Annotated in this window: 16 protein-coding genes; 12 read left to right on the top strand and 4 right to left on the bottom strand. The window is 35.1% G+C overall.

Annotation, left to right across the window (positions count from 1 at the left end; translation table 11 throughout):
• Positions 1-37 precede the first annotated feature (37 nt).
• Entirely contained in the window at positions 38-1,666 is a 1,629-nt protein-coding gene (gene pruA, locus R3L15_RS01715) for an L-glutamate gamma-semialdehyde dehydrogenase (protein WP_338732871.1), read from the top strand.
• Between the two features lie 144 nt (positions 1,667-1,810).
• The gene (locus tag R3L15_RS01710; RefSeq protein ID WP_338732870.1) at positions 1,811-3,421 is read left to right on the top strand and encodes a T9SS type A sorting domain-containing protein; all 1,611 of its coding nucleotides are present in this window, start codon (positions 1,811-1,813) and stop codon (positions 3,419-3,421) included.
• Positions 3,422-3,454: 33 nt separating this feature from the next.
• Here the strand turns inward: R3L15_RS01710 and rsmG are convergent, their stop codons facing one another.
• Positions 3,455-4,084, bottom strand: a complete 630-nt coding sequence (gene rsmG, locus R3L15_RS01705) for a 16S rRNA (guanine(527)-N(7))-methyltransferase RsmG (protein ID WP_338732869.1) — start codon at positions 4,082-4,084, stop codon at positions 3,455-3,457.
• 143 nt (positions 4,085-4,227) lie between these two features.
• On the opposite strand from rsmG, the gene R3L15_RS01700 reads away from it, so the two are divergent.
• Together R3L15_RS01700 and R3L15_RS01695 are read left to right on the top strand one after the other, a co-directional pair.
• Positions 4,228-5,325, top strand: a complete 1,098-nt coding sequence (locus R3L15_RS01700) for an acyl-CoA desaturase (protein ID WP_125466971.1) — start codon at positions 4,228-4,230, stop codon at positions 5,323-5,325.
• A 21-nt stretch (positions 5,326-5,346) separates the two neighbouring features.
• A complete protein-coding gene (locus tag R3L15_RS01695; RefSeq protein ID WP_338732868.1) occupies positions 5,347-6,534 on the top strand; it encodes a pyridoxal phosphate-dependent aminotransferase in 1,188 nt (395 codons plus the stop codon).
• 68 nt (positions 6,535-6,602) lie between these two features.
• Here the strand turns inward: R3L15_RS01695 and R3L15_RS01690 are convergent, their stop codons facing one another.
• On the bottom strand, positions 6,603-8,096 hold the full coding sequence (locus R3L15_RS01690; protein WP_338732867.1) for a potassium transporter TrkG: 1,494 nt from the start codon (positions 8,094-8,096) through the stop codon (positions 6,603-6,605).
• The gene (trkA, locus tag R3L15_RS01685; RefSeq protein WP_338732865.1) at positions 8,097-9,446 is read right to left on the bottom strand and encodes a Trk system potassium transporter TrkA; all 1,350 of its coding nucleotides are present in this window, start codon (positions 9,444-9,446) and stop codon (positions 8,097-8,099) included.
• A 137-nt stretch (positions 9,447-9,583) separates the two neighbouring features.
• On the opposite strand from trkA, the gene ubiE reads away from it, so the two are divergent.
• Both ubiE and R3L15_RS01675 read left to right on the top strand, forming a co-directional pair.
• Positions 9,584-10,312 carry a bifunctional demethylmenaquinone methyltransferase/2-methoxy-6-polyprenyl-1,4-benzoquinol methylase UbiE gene (gene ubiE, locus R3L15_RS01680; protein WP_405023542.1) on the top strand — a complete coding sequence of 243 codons (729 nt, stop codon included), beginning with the start codon at positions 9,584-9,586 and terminating at the stop codon, positions 10,310-10,312.
• A gap of 1 nt (position 10,313) precedes the next feature.
• Positions 10,314-11,027, top strand: a complete 714-nt coding sequence (locus tag R3L15_RS01675; protein WP_338732864.1) for a porin family protein — start codon at positions 10,314-10,316, stop codon at positions 11,025-11,027.
• Here R3L15_RS01675 and R3L15_RS01670 read toward each other — a convergent pair.
• Entirely contained in the window at positions 11,014-11,742 is a 729-nt protein-coding gene (locus R3L15_RS01670; protein WP_338732863.1) for an RNA methyltransferase, read from the bottom strand. The two genes, R3L15_RS01675 and R3L15_RS01670, sit on opposite strands and share 14 nt — an antisense overlap.
• A gap of 99 nt (positions 11,743-11,841) precedes the next feature.
• On the opposite strand from R3L15_RS01670, the gene R3L15_RS01665 reads away from it, so the two are divergent.
• From R3L15_RS01665 to proC, 6 genes are all read left to right on the top strand, one after another.
• On the top strand, positions 11,842-14,367 hold the full coding sequence (locus R3L15_RS01665; protein ID WP_338732861.1) for a POTRA domain-containing protein: 2,526 nt from the start codon (positions 11,842-11,844) through the stop codon (positions 14,365-14,367).
• A gap of 49 nt (positions 14,368-14,416) precedes the next feature.
• Complete coding sequence (fbaA, locus tag R3L15_RS01660) at positions 14,417-15,484, top strand: class II fructose-bisphosphate aldolase (protein WP_338732859.1); 1,068 nt, start codon at positions 14,417-14,419, stop codon at positions 15,482-15,484.
• A gap of 45 nt (positions 15,485-15,529) precedes the next feature.
• The gene (accD, locus tag R3L15_RS01655) at positions 15,530-16,387 is read left to right on the top strand and encodes an acetyl-CoA carboxylase, carboxyltransferase subunit beta (protein WP_338732858.1); all 858 of its coding nucleotides are present in this window, start codon (positions 15,530-15,532) and stop codon (positions 16,385-16,387) included.
• A 168-nt stretch (positions 16,388-16,555) separates the two neighbouring features.
• Positions 16,556-16,825, top strand: a complete 270-nt coding sequence (gene rpsO, locus R3L15_RS01650) for a 30S ribosomal protein S15 (RefSeq protein WP_125466962.1) — start codon at positions 16,556-16,558, stop codon at positions 16,823-16,825.
• A gap of 176 nt (positions 16,826-17,001) precedes the next feature.
• On the top strand, positions 17,002-19,188 hold the full coding sequence (locus tag R3L15_RS01645) for a polyribonucleotide nucleotidyltransferase (protein WP_338732857.1): 2,187 nt from the start codon (positions 17,002-17,004) through the stop codon (positions 19,186-19,188).
• 282 nt (positions 19,189-19,470) lie between these two features.
• The gene (gene proC, locus R3L15_RS01640) at positions 19,471-20,277 is read left to right on the top strand and encodes a pyrroline-5-carboxylate reductase (protein WP_338732856.1); all 807 of its coding nucleotides are present in this window, start codon (positions 19,471-19,473) and stop codon (positions 20,275-20,277) included.
• The last annotated feature ends 1 nt before the right edge of the window (position 20,278 follow it).

Here is a 20,278-nt window from a genome sequence, read left to right as displayed (position 1 = left end):
TGCTAAAAAATTACAAATCAATAAAATCTAAATTCTCATGGCAAACGGATTTTTTAACGTACCAATTGCAGTTAACGAACCAGTAAAAACTTACGCTCCTGGATCTCCAGAACGCGAGGAGGTTTTAGCTGAATACAAAAACATGTTTAACAGTAAAGTTGACGTACCATTATATATAAACGGTAAAGACATTGAAACAGGAAACACTAGAACCATGTCGCCACCTCACGACCATCAACATGTTGTTGGCACGTATCATTTAGCTGAAAAAACGCATGTTGAAGATGCTATTTCTACTGCATTAGAAGCTAGAAAAAAATGGGCTAAAATGCCTTGGCAACAACGCGCAGGTATTTTCTTAAAGGCTGCAGAACTAATTGCCGGACCTTACCGTGCTAAAATGAATGCTGCAACAATGATTGCGCAGTCTAAAAATATTCACCAAGCAGAAATTGATTCAGCTTGCGAAATTATAGACTTCCTTCGTTTTAATGTACAATACATGACCGAAATTTACATGGAACAACCCGAAAGCACTAGTGGTGCTTGGAACCGTGTAGAATACAGACCACTTGAAGGATTTACCTATGCCGTAACTCCTTTTAACTTTACCGCCATTGCTGGAAACTTACCATCGTGCATGGCTTTAATGGGTAATGTTGTGGTTTGGAAACCTAGCGATAGTCAAATCTACTCTGCAAAAGTTATTATGGACGTCTTTAAAGAAGCTGGCGTTCCAGATGGTGTGATTAATGTTGTATTTGGCGATCCTGTTATGATTACCGATACTATTATTAATCACGCTGAATTTTCAGGACTACATTTTACAGGATCTACATTTGTTTTTAAAGAACTTTGGAAAAAAATAGGAAACAACATCCACAACTATAAAACCTACCCAAGAATTGTAGGAGAAACCGGCGGAAAAGATTTTATCGTAGCTCATAAATCGGCTAATGCCAAACAAGTCGCTACTGCTATTTCTCGTGGTGCTTTTGAATTCCAAGGTCAAAAATGTAGCGCTGCTTCAAGAGCTTATATTCCTTCTAATTTATGGGAAGATGTTAAAAATTATGTTATAGAAGATGTAACATCGTTTAAAATGGGATCTCCAGAAAACATGGAAAACTTTATTACGGCTGTTATTCACGAAGGATCGTTCGATAAACTTGCTAAATATATTGATGAGGCAAAAGCTAGTAATGAAGCTGAAATTATTGTTGGCGGTAATTACGATAAATCTAAAGGGTATTTTATTGAACCTACCGTAATTGTAACAACAAACCCTAAATACACCACCATGTGTACCGAATTATTTGGGCCAGTTATAACCATTTATGTTTACAACGCCAATGACTATAGCGAAACCCTTAAACTTGTTGACGAAACTAGTGAATATGCTTTAACAGGAGCTATTTTATCAAATTGTAGATATGCCGTTGAAGAAGCTGTTCAAGCCCTTGAAAACTCGGCAGGAAACTTCTATATTAACGATAAACCAACTGGTGCTGTTGTAGGACAACAACCCTTTGGAGGTGCTAGAGCTTCGGGAACTAACGATAAAGCAGGAAGTGCACAAAACTTATTACGTTGGGTGTCTCCAAGATTAATTAAAGAAACTTTTGTTACGCCTATAGATTACAGATATCCTTTCTTAGGCGAATAATTTTTTAAATAAAAAAACTTCAAAATCCTTAAAAGCACTCCTTTTAAGGATTTTTTTTGCGTTTTATCTTAAAATCCCAATCCTAAACTACTGAACCAATTAAACTTATTATATTTATCAAAGCTATTAATCAAATTATATCCTATGAAAAAAATTTACTTTCTCATTACGTTTTTGCTCCCTTATATGTTTTTTGCCCAAGCAGGTAGCGAAAGCGCCATAGTAAACATTAACTCAACCATACCATTTCAAGGTATTGATGAAACCGAAAGCCATATAGGAACTGGCGAGTACAAAATTTATTACGATAATGTTGATGGCGTTCTTGATAAACCTATCTTTTTTGTTGATGGTTTTGACCCTAATGACACTAGAGATATTCCTTCGATGTACGGTTTATTAGATTACGGCAATCCTGTTGAAAATTTAGCCGATGTTGTAAGAAACGAAGGCTTTGATCTTGTTGTTTTAAACTTCCCAACATATACAAGAACTGCCGATGGCGCTGAAATAAATGGCGGTGCCGATTATATCCAACGAAATGCTTTTATTCTCATTGCTTTAATTAATGAAATTAACGGCATGAAAACTGGTGTTGAGGAAAATGTGGTTATTGGCCCAAGTATGGGTGGTTTAATTTCTAGATATGCGCTAAGCTATATGGAACAAAATACCATGGATCATGATACTAGATTATATATCTCATTCGATTCGCCTCATTTAGGAGCTAACGTCCCTATTGGCATACAATACCTTTTCAATTATATGTTAAATGGAGCCGGCATTACAGAGCTAGAACCTTTAGTTAACGGCCTTTTAAATAGCCCTGCAGCGAAACAAATGCTTATAGACCATTATTTAGGTCATGTTGATGGCGGTGGTGTTAACCAAAGTGCTATTACACATACACCTATAGGAGCCCCTAATTATAGAGATGCTTTTCATGCCGAATTAACAAACTTAGGATTTCCCGAAGACACTAGAAATGTAGCTATTTCAAATGGAAGTGGTATAGCGCAAATAACTGGCACACCTGGAATGGAGTTAATTAATCACACTTTTGATGTCGAGTTTGGTATTACTGCTACAGCCGACATTCATTTTACACCAGCAGCCAATCAAAATATAACAGTCACCGATGTCCTATTATCTATCTTTGGATTTCCTGTAACTTACAGTGCTACAGCGGAATCCCCAGCAACATCAGACGGTATAGATAGTGCTCCTGGTGGACAATTTGATTTATATTCTTTTGATGATGGTTCTAATGCATTAATTACTGAATTTGTTGACAACCTCAATTCCCAATACTTTAATTTCATACCAACATTAAGCTCTTTAGCCATTACAGATAGTAACTGGTATAATACACCTAACATGACGGCCTCTCCTTTTGTTAACGCTTACATCCCCGACAATAACGAGCCTCATGTTACTTTAACCGATCTAAATGTAGCTTTTGCTTTAAACGAAATTTTAGAAAACGCACTTACTATACAAGAGCAAGTGATTGCTGATAACTATATTAAAATTGCTCAAAACCCTATTAACGAACACCTAACGTTAATTGCACAAGAAAATTTTAAAAACACCTCAATATCTATAACAGATTTAACAGGAAAATCAGTATTTAAAACGGTAACCAACCTAAACGCAAAAACAGATATTGCAATTAATGTAGCTTCTGGTTTATACATTTTAAATATTAATACTCAAAAAGGTATTTCATTAAGAGAAAAAATTGTGGTAAGATAATCTTAACTGCTCCACAATACCCTAAGTGGTTTATTAACCTTTAAATTTTATAGGTAAGTGAACCACTTTTTTGGTATCAAAAAACGGCTCGTTGTAAAAATCGCTAATAGGATAAATGGTTGTTGTTTTATAATCTTGAAGTTCTTCGGTTAAATCACCTCCTTTTAAATACAAAATACCATTTTTCAAGGTATTGTTTTGCTTCTTAGCTACTTTGCCTTTTATCCATCTTACAAAAGTTGGCATAGCAGCAACAGCTCTACTTACAATAAAATCGTAAGTATCGTCTAGCTCTTCTACACGAGTATGTGTTGTTTTCACATTCTCTAATCCAAGACCATCAACAACCTCATTAACCACTTTTAATTTTTTGGCAATGCTATCTACCAAATGAAACGAACACTCAGGAAACAAAATGGCTAAAGGTATTCCTGGAAAACCACCTCCTGTTCCCACATCCATAATTTTAGTACCAGGTTTAAATGTTATAACTTTTGCAATAGCTAAAGAATGCAACACATGCCTTAAATACAGTTCATCAATATCTTTTCTAGAAACAACATTTATTTTTAAATTCCAATCTTTATAAAGCTCTTCTAAGGCTTCAAATTTTTGAATTTGTTCACTTGTTAAATGAGGAAAATATTTAAGTATGAGTTCCATTAGATTTATTTTTCGACAAAAGTAGAGAATTTATTGTGTATATTTTTATGAAAACTTTACCACCTAACCTTAAGATATTATTTATCTTTGGCCTTTAATAATTACAGATACTATTTGTAATTATAGATTAAAATCATAAAAAGATGACAAATAAAGCACTTACTTTTTCAAGAACAGATTCTGCTAAGTTTTTTAGAACCTTAAACAAACGTGTTAATGCTTATTTTAAAGACAATAACATAAAACGTACAGGAAACTGGAAACTTTGGGTAAAAACAATCGTGATGTTTTCGCTGTTCTTAACACCATATTTCTTATTACTTACACTAAACATTCCAGGGTGGGCACAACTTCTTTTAACCATTGTTATGGGAATAGGAATGGCAGGCGTTGGTATGAATGTGATGCACGATGGAAACCATGGCGCATATTCAAACAAAGAATGGGTAAACCGCCTTATGGGAAGCAGCATTTATATTCTTGCTGGAAATGTTTACAATTGGAAAGTACAACACAACGTATTACATCATACGTACACAAATATTCACGGTCATGATGAAGATTTAGAAGCAGGACGCATTCTGCGTTTCTCTAAAAATGCCGATTGGCATTGGCACCATAAATTCCAGCATGTTTACTCGGTGCTACTTTATGGTTTATTAACTATAAACTGGGCCATTACCACAGATTGGCAACAAATGAAACGCTATATGAAACGCAAACTTTCGTATGGTAAGTTTCCTAATCCAGTATGGAACTGGAGTAAATTAGTAATATCAAAACTTATTTATATAGCTGTTTGGATTGTACTACCTATGTTAATATTAGATATAGCTTGGTGGAAAATTTTAATAGGATTCTTTATCATGCATTACACCGCTGGATTAATTTTAAGTGTGGTATTTCAATTGGCTCACGTCATGGAAGAAGCCGAAATGCCAATGCCGGAAGAATCAGGAACTATGAAAAATTCTTGGGCCGTACACCAGTTAAAAACAACAGTGAATTTTTCTACAAAAAACAAAGTTGTAAACTGGTTTACTGGCGGATTAAACCATCAAGTAGAACATCACATATTCCCAAATATTAGTCACGTACACTATACCAAGATTTCTAAAATTGTAAGGGAAACTGCCAAAGAATTTAATTTACCTTATAACGAATACAAGACAACAAGAAAAGCTGTTATCGCCCATTTTAAATTCTTAAAAGAAATGGGAATGAAACCTGCTACTGTTTAAACCATATTTCTATCACAATAAATGAACGATAAGCTTTCCAACAGAATTAATAGTTTGCCTACATCGGCAACATTGGCCATGGCTGCCAAGGCTAGAGAACTTAAAGAACAAGGCATCGATATTATTGGACTAAGTTTAGGTGAACCTGATTTTAACACGCCAGATTACATTAAGGAGGCCGCTATTCAAGCTATAAATGATAACTATAACTCTTACACACCTGTTGATGGTTATCGTGAGCTAAAAGAAGCTGTATGCCAAAAATTTAAGCGCGATAATAATTTAGATTATCAACCTAATCAAGTGGTTGTTTCCACTGGAGCCAAGCAATCTATTGCTAATGTCGCTCAAGTATTGTTAAACCCTGGTGATGAAGTGTTATTACCCGCTCCTTACTGGGTGAGTTATTCGGCTATTGCAATGTTGTGTGAAGCCAACTTTAAAGAAATCCCTTCTACTATAGAAAACGACTTTAAAATTACACCAGAACAGCTTGAAGCCGCCATTACGCCTAAAACAAAAATGGTGTTTTTTAATTCACCTAATAACCCAAGTGGAAGTATTTACTCTGAAGAAGAATACAAAGCTTTGGCCAAAGTGTTAGAAAAACACCCAGACATCTTCATTCTTTCCGATGAGATTTACGAGCACATAAGCTATGGCACAAAAATGTTTAGCTTCGCCTCTATTCCTAGTATGTATAACCGTACAATAACAGTTAATGGATTAGCTAAAGCATTTGCCATGACGGGGTGGCGAATAGGGTATATTGGAGCACCAGAATGGATTGCTAAAGCATGTACAAAAATGCAAGGACAAATTACATCTGGAACTAATTGTATTGCGCAGCGTGCTGCTATTACTGCTTTAACGGAATCTCCAGAACACATCACATTTATGGTTGATGAATTTAAATCGAGAAGAGGTTTAATTTTAGACTTATTAAATGATATTGAAGGTTTTAAAACAAATATCCCTGAAGGCGCATTTTATGTTTTCCCTAATGTATCGTATTACTTTGGAAAAACTCTAAAAGGCAAACTAATTAACAATGCTACCGACTTTTCTTTATTCTTACTAGAAGAAGCCCACGTAGCGACAGTTACCGGCGAAGCCTTTGGTAATAAAGATTGCATACGTATCTCTTATGCCGCATCAAAAGATCAAATTATCGAGGCTTTAAAACGTATTAAAGCTGCCGTTAACTAAATTGAATAGTTTTATCATCATAAAGCCACTTTTTTAAAAAGTGGCTTTTTTTATTTAGCAAAGTATCTTTATCGATTCCTCCAGAAGAAAGGCATCAATAAAATTAACACTGTAAAGAGTTCCAATCGTCCTATTAACATTAAAAACGATGCCCACCATTTTCCTAAAGATGGCAAAGCAGCATAGTTATTAACTGGCCCAAAATCGCCTAATGCTGGTCCCACATTACCTAAACTAGAGGCAGCCAAACCTACCGAAGATTCAAAATCTATACCAAGCATAGAAAACACTAAAGCTCCAACAATAAAAGACAACATATAAAGAATAAAAAAGCCTTGAATATTAAATACAATATCTCCAGAAATAGACCGCTTATTGTAACGCAAGGGTAAAATAGCATTAGGATGAAGCGACCTTTTAAATTCTAAGAATCCATTTTCTATAAGAATTAAATGTCTAATCACTTTTACCCCACCAGAGGTACTTCCTGCCGAACCACCAAGAAACATTAATCCGAAGAAAAACACGACTAAAAAGGGTGACCAAAGAGTATAATCGGCAGTTACAAAACCTGTTGTTGTTACTATAGCTAACACTTGAAATAACGCATGCCTAAAGGCGCTTTCGGCTTCTCCCCAAACCATAGGATGAACAATAGACGATTTTGACACATCGGCTTGAAAGTAGATAATTAAAGCTGCTATAATTGTAAACGCTACAATAAACTTAAAATAAAGTTTAAACTCGCCATCATGCAACACTTTTTGCACCTTTCCTTTAAAAGCAAAATAACTTAATACAAAGTTAGTCCCTGCTAAAAACATGAAAATTATAATAATATATTGAATAATAGGCTGGTCATTCCAATAAGCAATGCTAGCGTTTTTTGTAGAAAACCCTCCTGTTGATAACGTACAAAGTGCATGATTAATAGCATCGAAAAAAGACATACCAGCCACCTTGAGCAAAATAGTTTCGGCTGCGGTATAGCCAAAATAAATTAGCCATAAACGTTTAGCTGTATCGGTAATTCTTGGATGAAGCTTATCGGCGTTAGGTCCTGGCGCTTCGGCGGCAAACATTTGCATACCACCAATACCCAACAATGGCAAAACAGCAATAGCTAATACAATAATTCCCATACCGCCTATCCAATGGGTTAAACTACGCCAAAATAAGATACCTTCAGGTATCGCTTCTATATCATTTAAAATAGATGCACCTGTTGTAGTATACCCAGACATGGTTTCAAAAAAAGCATTCGTGAAACTTGGAATAGCACCAGAAAACACATAAGGCAAGGTTCCTGAAAGCGACATAATAACCCAACCAAGACCTACAACAATGTAGCCCTCGCGTTTATTCATTTCCTTTTTATGGCTTTTGGTTTTAAACATAACTAACAACCCTGTTAGTATGGTTAAGCCAGCAGCTTCAAAAATTCCAATGGTAGCACCATCTTTATAAATTAAGCTTACTAAAGAAGCTAATAGCATAAAACCGCCATTAAACAATAATAGTAACCCAAAAAAATGAAAGATAATTTTGTAATTGAGTTTCATTTACAAAAACATTTTTTCAACTTGTTTGATAGATCTAGGTAAGCAACATACCACAACCATATCACCTTCGGTGACTTTAAAATCACCAAGTGCAATATGGGCTTGACCATCTCTTATAACTCCGCCTACAATAGCAGAACGCGGAAAGCCAGCATCTTTTATGTACTTATTACAAACCTTCGATGTTGATTTTACTTTAAACTCTAGCAATTCGGCATTCATATTATTTAGCTTGGTCATGGCGACAACTTCACCTTTCCTTATGTATCTAAATATATTATTCGCAGCAAGCAGTTTTTTATTAATTAAGGTATCGATACCTATGGATTGTGATAGTTCAAAATAATCCATATTCTCAACAAGCGCTATAGTTTTTCTTACGCCTTTTGATTTAGCAACCAAACAAGACATAATATTGGTTTCAGAGTTTTCTGTAACAGCAATAAAAGCATCCATATCGCTAATATGTTCTTCTTCTAAAAGATCTACGTTTCTACCATCGCCATTTATAACTAATGTTCGCGGCAGTTGATCTGCCAACTCTATAGCGTGCTTTCTATCTTTTTCTACAAGTTTTATATTAGAATAAGCTTTACTTAAATCTCTTGCCGATTTATACCCAATTTGGCTTCCGCCTAGAATCATAATATTCTTAATCTCACGATTAACTTTACCCGTCATTCTACAAAGCTCCTCGGCACCACCTTCACTAGTAATAAAAACCACACTATCGCCTTCTTTAAATTGTGTATCACCGCGAGGAATGATTGTGTATTGCGTACCAAAACGCTGTATGGCTATAGGCACAAAATGTATTTCTGGTAAAATTTCGGCAGCCTCTTTAACAGTTTTCCCAACAAATGTGGCTGTTCTAGATAAATTTAACCCAAACATAGTTAAAGCACCATCTTCAAATTCGTAACTATCGTTAAAAGCCGACTGGTTAAGCAACAATTCTATTTCGGCAGCCGCTAAAGCCTCAGGAGAAATTAATTCATCTATACCAAATTTGGTAAAGCCTACTTCATCTTTATGATGAATAAATTCTGTATTCGATATTCTAGCAATTGTACGCTTAGCCCCTAATTGCTTACCTAAAACACAGGCTGTAATATTGGTGGTTTCAGATGCGGTTACACCTATAAATAAATCGGTACTTTCTATTCGGGCATCTTTTAATATGGCAATTGAGGTGGCATCACCTTTAATAACTTTAATATCTAAGTGGGTATCAGCATATGCTAACCTTTCTTTGTTAACATCTATTAAAGTAATTTCTTGGGATTCGTAGGATAATAATTTTGCTAAATGAAATCCAACTTCACCAGCTCCAGCAATAATTATTTTCATTATCTGTATTATGTATATCGAAGAACAAATATACAGCAAAAATAGTTGAGTGATAAAAAATTACAATATATAATTATTGGTCAAGCCTTTGTAAAATGGTTGCTTAATAGTTTATATTTGACAAAATTTTTAAAATCTTGGCAAAAGTAAAACCATATAAAGATAGTGACCTAAAGAAAAAAGAGCAAGTCACTAAAATGTTTGATAATATTTCTGGCGGTTACGACAGCTTAAATCGTGTTATTTCCTTTGGTATTGATATAAAATGGCGTAAACGTGTGGTTGCTATGATTGAACAAACCAATCCAGAATCTATTTTAGATATTGCAACAGGAACTGGCGATTTAGCCATAAACTTAGCACAAACCAATGCTAAAAAAATTGTTGGTTTAGACATAAGTCAAGGTATGCTAGATATTGGGAAGCAAAAAGTAGCCGAAAAAAAATTAAATAAAACTATTGAAATGGTTTTAGGCGACTCTGAAAACCTTCCTTTTGAAAACAATACATTCGATGCCATAACAGTAGCTTTTGGCGTTAGAAATTTTGAAGATTTAGAAAAAGGACTTTCAGAAATTTTACGTGTATTAAAACCTGGAGGTACTTTTGTTATTTTAGAAACCTCCATCCCAACCAAAACACCTTTTAAACAAGGTTATAATATCTACACAAAACACATTATGCCTTTAATAGGCAAACTGTTCTCTAAGGACAAAAGCGCCTATAAATATTTAAGCGATTCGGCATCGGCATTTCCATATGGTGAAGCTTTAAACAATATTTTACGAAAAATTGGGTTTATACAGGTTGAAGACTTCCCACAAACCTTAGGAGTCGCAACAATTTATAAATCATCAAAAAAGTAATATGAAGAAGAGTCTTTATTGTCTTGTATTTTTTCTGATAACGCAAGTCGCTTCGGCACAACTTTTTAGCAAAGAACGTATAAGAAATCTTGATAATTTTGATAAAAAGTTTTTAAGCTACGGATACTTTTTAGGGTTTAATAGTTACGATTTTAATTTCGACTATAAATTTGACCGTAAAGATATTTTAGTTAATAAAACCACCGGTTTTAATGTTGGATTAATTGGTAATATGCGTATTAACGACTATATGGATGTTAGGCTAGAACCAGGACTATACATGACCACTCGTAACTTAGAATATCACCCAAGTTATTTTCAAGGCATGGAGTATACCGATTCCGACTTAAAACGTGAGATTAAATCGACATACATTCATGTTCCGCTTCTATTAAAGCTATCTACCAAACGATTAAACAACTTTAAACCTTTTATTGTTGGCGGTATTTCTACAGCCATAAATTTATCGAGTAACGAAAAGAATCCAGACGATAATAGTAATGGTAAATTTAGAACAAAATCTAATATGTACTTTTACGAAATTGGCTTTGGTATCGATTTCTACTTGTACTGGTTCAAGTTTACACCATCTATTAGAGGGGTTTTTGCCATAAACGATGAAGTTGTTAGAGATTACGATCCTAACAGCCCCTGGACCGGAAACATAGAGTCCATGAAAACTCGTGGCGTCTTTATCAACTTTACGTTCCAGTAGAACGTTTAAACTCACTCAACAATATTGCTGTTGCTGTAGCCACATTTAAACTCTCGGTTTTTTGCGTGTCTCCAAATCGAGGAATGGCTATTTTTTTGGTTATATGCTGTTTAACCATATCTGAAATACCATTACCTTCATTACCCATAACCAGAACACCTTGCTCTGGTAATTGTTGACTATAAACAGGTTCTCCGTCCATAAAGGTTCCAAACACATCAACGTCTACATCACTTAAAAAATCGCGTAACGAACTATACACAATATTCACCCGTGTAATCGAGCCCATTGTGGCTTGTATTACTTTTGGGTTGAAACAGTCTACGGTATTCTCACTACACACTAAATGTGTTACACCAAACCAATCGCATAGTCTAATAATCGTGCCTAAATTTCCAGGGTCTTGAACATCGTCTAATGCCACTATTAACGTATTTAAATCAACAGGGGTTTGTTCTGGCATTACAAAAACAGCCAATGCTGTATTAGGCGATTTTAAAGCGCTTATTTTTTTTAATTCGGCAAAAGAGATAATAGTTTCAAAATTGGCATCAATATTGAAGGAGTCTGTTGTATATAAATGATACAATTCAAAATTAGAATTTAAAAGCTCTGTAATGGTTTTTACACCTTCGGCTATAAATAGACCATGTTGCTGCCGGTATTTTTTTTGCTTTAAACTTCTAACGAGTTTTATTTGATTTTTAGATAACATTAAAACGTGTTTCAATAATTTTTCGGCTAAATAGTGTATTTTTGATTTTAACTATACATCAAGACATAAACTAAGCCACAAAGCTAATATTACTAGTATTTGAAATTATTTTTTTCAAAAATAGCATTAATTATTTTCTGTTTAGGAGTTTTGTTTTCATGTAACTCGGTAAAACGCGTTCCTGAAGGTAAAAAACTGCTTGTTAAAAATACCATTCTTGTTAATGGCGAGAAAAACAAAACAGAACGTATAAACAACCTTCTTTACCAGCAAAAAAATAGAGAATTGCTTGGTCTTACACCACTTCGCCTACATATTTACAACTTAGCAAGACCTAATATTGACTCTATTATAAATGCGGGAATAGATGCCAAACCTAAAAAACGCCAACATTTAGAAAACTTCTTATCAAAAAAACAATTAGATAAATATATAGACTCTAGAATAGGGTTTAATAATTGGCTTAAAAAAACAGGTGAAGCTCCAACTATTATCAATGAAGAGAAAACAAAAAAATCCGAAAACCAACTAAAAGCCTATTACTTTAACAATGGCTGGTTTAATGTTGAAACCTCTTCTGAAGTTACACAAATTAGCGATAAAAAAGCCGAAATAACTTACCATGTCACTACCAAAGAACCTTATATTGTAGATTCTTTAAGTCTTGATATCGCATCGCCAATTATAGATTCTTTATATCAAACAGAAATAACCAATTCTCATATTGTTCAAGGAAAACAATATGAAACCACCGATTTTGAAACTGAAAAAAACAGAATTACTTACCAAATGAGAAATTCTGGCGTGTATCATTTCTCCGAAGATTATGTGTTTTTTGAAATGGACACGGTGTATACCAATAATAAGGTTAATGTAGAATTACAAATTTCTAATAGAAAAATCACCTCTTTAGACTCCTCTTACACACTACCTTTACATATTTACAAAGTCAAAGACGTTAATATTTACACCGATTATTCCTATCAAAATAAAGCACAACAAATCTCAGACACAGTACAGTATAAAAATTATAATTTATACAGTTTTAACAAAATGCGTTTTAAACCTAAAGCATTAACCGATGCTGTATTTATTACCCCAAATAAAATTTATCAAGACAAAGACCGTGGAAATTCCTACAGACATTTAAGCGATTTAAAAACCTTTAGTTATCCAGATATAGAATATATCGAAAACCCAGACACCACATTAACAGCAAACATCTATTTAATGCCCAAAAAGCGTTTTGCGTTAAACTTAAGCGCCGAAGCTTACCAAAGTAACATACAAACTGTTGGGTTTTCTTTTAATCCAGGATTACTCATTAGAAATGTATTTCGTGGTGCCGAAACACTCGAAATTTCTGCACTAGGATCCATTGGAGCCTCCAAAGATGCTGGTGATAACAGAGATCGCTTTTTTGATATTAATGAGTTAGGAGCTAATTTAAAACTTACTATTCCAAGATTATTTTTTCCTATAAATACCGAAAAAATAATCCCAAAAACCATGTTTCCAAGCACACGTATATCACTGTCAACAACAAGTCAAACAAACATTGGCTTAGACAAACAAACATTTTCTGGCGTGTTTAACTATAAATGGCACCCATCAAACATTGTTACAAATAGATTAGATTTATTCAACGTACAGTATGTAAAAAACTTAAACCCAGACAATTATTTTGGTGTTTACGGTAACTCCTACAACTCCTTAAATGATATTGCCTCTAGTATTAACTATAATAACGGTAACGATTTAACCTATCCTTCACAAACAGATGCTTTTATAAATGATGTTTTAAACGGAAACACCTCTATATCATCAAACGACGATGATTATGACACCGTTTCAGCAATCAACGAAAGAAAAGAACGACTTACCAAAGACAACCTTATTTTTGCGAGCAACTTTAATTACGTAAGAGACAATCGAGAAACGCTTTACGACGAAACCTTCTCTATCTTTAGGTTTAAAATTGAGTTTGCAGGAAACCTGTTTTCTACCATTGCTAGTTTAAGTGGGTTAGAAAAAAATTCTAATGACCGCTACGAAATGTTTAACGTTGCCTATTCGCAGTATGTTAAAACAGAATTAGACTATGTTAAACACTGGGATTTAGGCAAAAAAAATGTTGTTGCCATTAGAAGCTTTTTTGGCTTTGCCATACCTTATGGCAACTCTACAAACATCCCGTTCTCTAAAAGTTTTTTTGCCGGTGGCGCCAACGACAATAGAGCTTGGACCGCCTATAGTTTAGGACCTGGAAGTTCAGAATCTAATAACGAGTTTAACGAAGCAAACCTAAAAATTGCCTTAAGTGTCGAACAACGTTTTAATATTTTTGGCAGTTTTCATGGGGCTTTATTTGTAGATGCTGGAAATATTTGGAATGCTTTAGATGATGTTGAAGACGACAATGCCACACTAGATAGTTTTAGCGCTTTAAAAGATATCGCTATTGGGTCGGGTATGGGGTTTCGCTATGATTTTGGTCCAGTACTCTTCCGTTTCGATATTGGTTTTAAAACCTACGACCCCTCCTACTTAGACCAAAACCGTTGGTTTAACGATTACAATTTTCAGAATGCCGTTTACAACATTGGTATAAATTACCCCTTTTAAGCCATATAATTTTATTATTTTTGTTAATCAAACAAATAATAAAGACAACATGGCACACAATATTAAACCAGGAGTTGCAACAGGCAAAGAGGTTCAAAACATTTTTAATCATGCAAAAGAAAACGGGTATGCATTACCTGCGGTAAATGTTATAGGATCCAATTCTATTAACGGTGTTTTAGAAACTGCAGCAGCCTTAAATGCACCTGTAATTATTCAATTTTCAAACGGTGGCGCACAATTTAATGCGGGTAAAGGATTAAGTAACGACAATCAAAAAGCTGCAATTGCGGGCTCAGTTGCTGGCGCAAAACACGTACACCAAATGGCAGAACTTTATGGTGTTCCTGTTATTTTACATACCGACCATTGCGCTAAAAAATTACTTCCTTGGATTGATGGCTTATTAGATGCTAGTGAAGCGCATTTTAAAGAAACCGGAAAACCACTTTACAGTTCTCATATGATTGATTTAAGTGAAGAACCCCTTGAAGAAAACATAGAGATCTGCAAAACCTACCTTGAAAGAATGAGTAAAATGGGCATGACCCTAGAAATAGAACTTGGTATTACAGGCGGTGAAGAAGACGGTGTTGATAATACCGATGTAGACGACTCTAAACTTTACACCCAACCAGAAGAAGTCGCTTATGCTTACGAAGAATTAAGCAAAGTAAGTGATCAATTCACCATTGCAGCTGCTTTTGGTAACGTTCATGGTGTTTATAAACCAGGAAACGTGAAATTAACACCAAAAATCTTAAAAAACTCTCAAGAGTATATCACTAAAAAATATAATGTAGAACACAATCATATCGATTTTGTATTCCATGGTGGCTCAGGATCTACAGTAGAAGAAATTAGAGAAGCCATTGGATATGGTGTTATTAAAATGAATATCGACACCGATATGCAATACGCTTTTATGACAGGAGTAAGAGATTACATGAACGACAAAGCCGACTATCTTAAAACACAAATTGGCAATCCAGAAGGTAGCGATGTGCCAAATAAAAAATACTACGACCCAAGAGTATGGTTGCGTAAAGGAGAAGACGCTTTTGTTGAAAGACTAAAAAAAGCCTTCGAAGACCTTAATAATGTAAATACTTTATAACTTTGCATGTTGCAACTAACAAACTTTAATTAAAATTATTTTTTAATGTCTTGGTTTAAAAGAAAAGAAAAAAACATTCAAACAAGCACCGAGGAGAAAAAAGACACTCCTAAGGGGCTTTGGTATAAATCACCTACAGGAAAAATAGTCGATACCAAAGAGCTTGAACAAAATTTCTACGTTAGTCCAGAAGACGGCTACCATGTAAGAATAGGAAGTAAAGAATATTTCGAAATACTTTTTGACGATAACAAATACAAAGAACTAGATACAAAGTTAGAATCTAAAGACCCTTTAAAATTTGTTGACACAAAAAAATATCCCGACCGCTTAAAAGCAGCGCAAGAGAAAACAAAACTTAAAGACGCTGTAAAAACTGCCGTAGGAAAATCAAAAGGTAACAACTTAGTTGTTGCCTGTATGGATTTTTCCTTTATTGGAGGCTCTATGGGAAGTGTTGTTGGTGAAAAGATTGCCCGTGCTGCCGATTATGCTTTAAAGAAGAAAATACCATTCATGATTATCTCAAAATCAGGTGGTGCCCGTATGATGGAAGCCGCATTATCTTTAATGCAATTAGCTAAAACCTCAGCAAAACTAGCCCAACTAGCCGAAGCTAAAGTACCTTACATCTCGTTATGTACCGATCCTACCACAGGAGGAACAACAGCGTCCTTTGCTATGCTAGGCGATATTAATATTAGCGAACCCGGTGCATTAATAGGATTTGCTGGACCACGCGTCGTTAGAGATACTACAGGGCAAGAACTCCCAGAAGGGTTTCAAACCTCAGAGTTTTTACTAGAACATGGGTTTTTAGACTTTATAACACATCGTAAAGATTTAAAAGACAAGGTTAATTTATATATCGATTTAATATCTAACCAACCATTAAGAGCCTAAATAAAAAAGCAATCACATAAAAAATGATTGCTTTTTTTACATCTAAGCCATGATTACATTAAGAATATTTAAATAATTATGCCTATATTTGCCGCTTGAAAGAAAATCTTTCATAACTACTCAAGTAACATTGAGTAATACATAACAATCATTTACAATAATATTAGAATGTATTTAACAAAAGAAAAAAAAGCAGAAATCTTCGAAAAGTACGGTAAAGGAAAAAACGATACCGGTTCAACCGAAGGACAAATTGCATTGTTTACCCACAGAATTAACCACTTAACTGGACACTTAAAAAACAATCAAAAAGATTTTAACACCGAGCGTTCGTTAGTAAAATTAGTAGGTAAGCGTAGATCGTTACTGGATTACTTAGCTAAGAAAGATATTGTAAGATATCGTGAGTTAATTCAGGAATTAGGAATTAGAAAATAACATTTAAGAGGCTTCGCGGCCTCTTTTTTGATTATATACGTCTTTAAAACAAAGACCATAAACTAAAAAGCTGTACTATAGTTTTTCATTGGTAAACACAACAACTACAACAACACAACGCCAATGTTTAACCAAGTTCAGACTAACATTTAGCCTGAATAAGAATTAATAATTTTATGATTCCACAAACTTTTAAAGAGGTGATAACCCTCGACGATGGAAGAGAAATTTCTATCGAAACCGGAAAATTGGCTAAACAAGCCCATGGTTCGGTTGTTGTGCAAATGGGTAACGCCATGTTGCTTTGTACAGTCGTGTCTAACTACACCGCTGCAGATGTCGATTTTTTACCTTTAACAGTAGATTACCGTGAAAAATTTGCTGCTGCAGGACGCTATCCTGGCGGATTTTTTAAACGTGAAGCCAGACCTAGCGACGACGAAGTATTAACCATGCGTTTAGTAGACAGAGTACTACGCCCGTTATTTCCAAAAGACTATCACTCCGAGACACAAGTCATGATTCAATTAATGTCTCACGACGAAAATGTAATGCCAGATGCTTTAGCGGGATTAGCTGCTTCTACAGCTATTCAATTAAGCGATATTCCTTTTGAAACACCAATTTCTGAAGTTCGCGTAGCACGTGTAAATGGTGAATTCATTATTAACCCTAGTCGTGCACAATTAGACGAAGCCGATATCGATATGATGGTAGGAGCTTCTGCCGATTCTGTGATGATGGTTGAAGGTGAAATGGATGAAATTTCGGAAGAAGAAATGGCCGATGCTATCAAATTTGCTCACGAAGCCATTAAAGTACAATGCGCTGCGCAAGTAAAATTAGCTGAAGCCTTTGGTAAAAAAGAAACTCGTGAATACGAACCAGAAGTAGAATACGAAACTATCGAGAAAAAAGTTTACGACGCTGCTTACCAAAAATGCTACGATATTGCCAAGGCAGGATCCTCTAAGCAAGAACGCGGCTTAGCATTTAGCGAAGTTAAAGACGAAGTTAAAGCCTTATTTACCGAAGAAGAACAAGAAGCTTACGGTAAATTAATTTCTAAATACTTTGGAAAAGCCCATAAAGAAGCGGTAAGAAACTTAACATTAGACGAAGGCATTCGTTTAGATGGTCGTAAAACAACCGATATTCGCCCAATTTGGTGTGAAGTAGATTACTTACCTTCAACACACGGATCATCTATTTTTACAAGAGGCGAAACGCAAGCTTTAGCGACTGTAACCTTAGGAACCTCTAGAGAAGCTAACGTGATTGATTTACCAACCTACCAAGGCGAAGAGACCTTTTATTTACACTATAATTTCCCACCATTTTCAACTGGAGAAGCGAGACCAATTAGAGGGACTTCGCGTCGTGAAGTTGGTCATGGTAACTTAGCACAACGTGCGTTAAAGAAAATGGTTCCAGCCGATTGCCCTTACACTGTAAGAGTCGTATCAGAAGTTTTAGAAAGTAACGGATCATCATCTATGGCTACCGTTTGTGCGGGTACAATGGCCTTAATGGATGCTGGTGTGCAACTTAAAAAACCTGTCTCTGGTATTGCTATGGGATTAATTTCCGACGGCGAACGTTATGCGGTATTAAGCGATATTCTTGGTGATGAAGATCATTTAGGTGATATGGACTTTAAAGTTACCGGTACTGCCGATGGTATTACAGCTTGCCAAATGGATATTAAAATTAAAGGCCTTAGCTACGAAATTTTAGTAAAAGCTTTAAAACAAGCGCGCGATGGTCGTATGCATATCCTAGGTAAATTAACAGATACTATTGAAACACCTAACACCTCAGTTAAATCACACGCTCCTAAAATGGTGACGACAACCATTCCTGGCGATTTAATTGGTGCGTTTATTGGCCCTGGTGGTAAAAACATTCAAGAGCTACAAAAAAACACCGAAACGACTATCGTTATTAACGAAGATGAAGAAAACGAAACAGGAGTTGTTGAAATTTTAGGAACAAGTCAAGAAGGTATCGATGCTGTTTTAGCTAAAATTGAGGCCATGACATTTAAACCTGAAAAAGGTAGCGTGTACGAAATGAAGGTAGTTAAAATCCTTGATTTTGGTGCCGTATTAGAATTTGTTGATGCGCCTGGAAACGAGCAGTTATTACATATTTCTGAAATGGCTTGGGAACGTACAAACAACGTAACCGATGTGATGAACCTAGGTGATCTTGTAGACGTGAAGTATTTTGGTTTTGACCCAAGAACAAAACGTGAGAAAATCTCAAGAAAAGCCTTATTACCTAAACCTGAAGGTTACCAAAGCAAACCTAAAGGAAATCATAAAGGCGGTCATAAAGATCACAAGAAAGATAAAGAATAGTTTATCTCTTTACTATATACTCATAAAAGCCTTAACAAATCTGTTAAGGCTTTTTTTATGCACACCCCTGTTTTGTCACCGACATAATGACAGTTTTTAGCAACGTTAGAATTTAACATTCTTCAAGAAAATCACGGTTTACATTCCAACCTCTTACAATATACAGGAAAAACATTTCAATATCATAATTTTTCAAATCCATGCTACTATTTGGCACTATCGCATAATCCTTGTGGCTTATATAGCAAATAACATTGAAAATCAATATTTTAAAAACAAAACATGAAAGTACTTGTAATTGGAGCAGGAAATATGGGATTAACATATTCCGAAGGAATGTCGCAATCACCACTTTTAGGAAAACACAACCTAAAAATATATGATACTGATCCAAAGAAAATTTCAACACTTAGAGAAAACCCCAATTTTGACGTTTACGAAAGCTTGGAAGACTGCCTTCCTAAAGCTGATATCGTTTTTATAGCTGTAAAGCCTTATCATAGTGAAAGCTTGTTTGAAGACATGAAACCTATGATAAACCAACAACAAATTTTTGTATCTTTAATGGCCGGTGTAACTATCGATACCATACAAGAGCAATTAGGTGCAAAAAAAGTCATTAGAACCATGCCTAACCTACCGGCAAAAGTAGGTAAAGGTGTCACCTCATATACCGAGTCTAAAGCTGTATCTAGAGTAGAACTTCTTATGGTAAGAAATTTACTAGACACCACAGGAACCTCTATTCATGTAGACACCGAAAAATACATCGACGCCTCTACAGGAATTTCAGGTAGTGGGCCAGCCTACGTATTTTACTTTATGCAATCTATGTTAGAAGCCGCACAGAAAATGGGCTTCTCAGACTACGATTCTAAAGTACTTGTTAGCAACACCTTTGAAGGTGCTATCGAGTTATTTAATCAATCTAATATTTCCCCAGAAACATGGATTGACCGTGTAGCTTCTAAAGGCGGCACCACACAAGCTGCGATAGACTCTATGGAAGACAATAATGTAAAACAACGCATTCAAGAAGCCGCTTATGCCGCTTTTGATCGCGCTGTAGAACTAGGAAACGACAAATAAC

It is taken from the genome of Mangrovimonas cancribranchiae, assembly GCF_037126245.1.
In the GTDB taxonomy this organism is placed as follows: domain Bacteria; phylum Bacteroidota; class Bacteroidia; order Flavobacteriales; family Flavobacteriaceae; genus Mangrovimonas; species Mangrovimonas cancribranchiae.
Note: the sequence above shows the minus strand (reverse complement) of the source record. Positions and strands in the feature narration are given on the sequence as shown.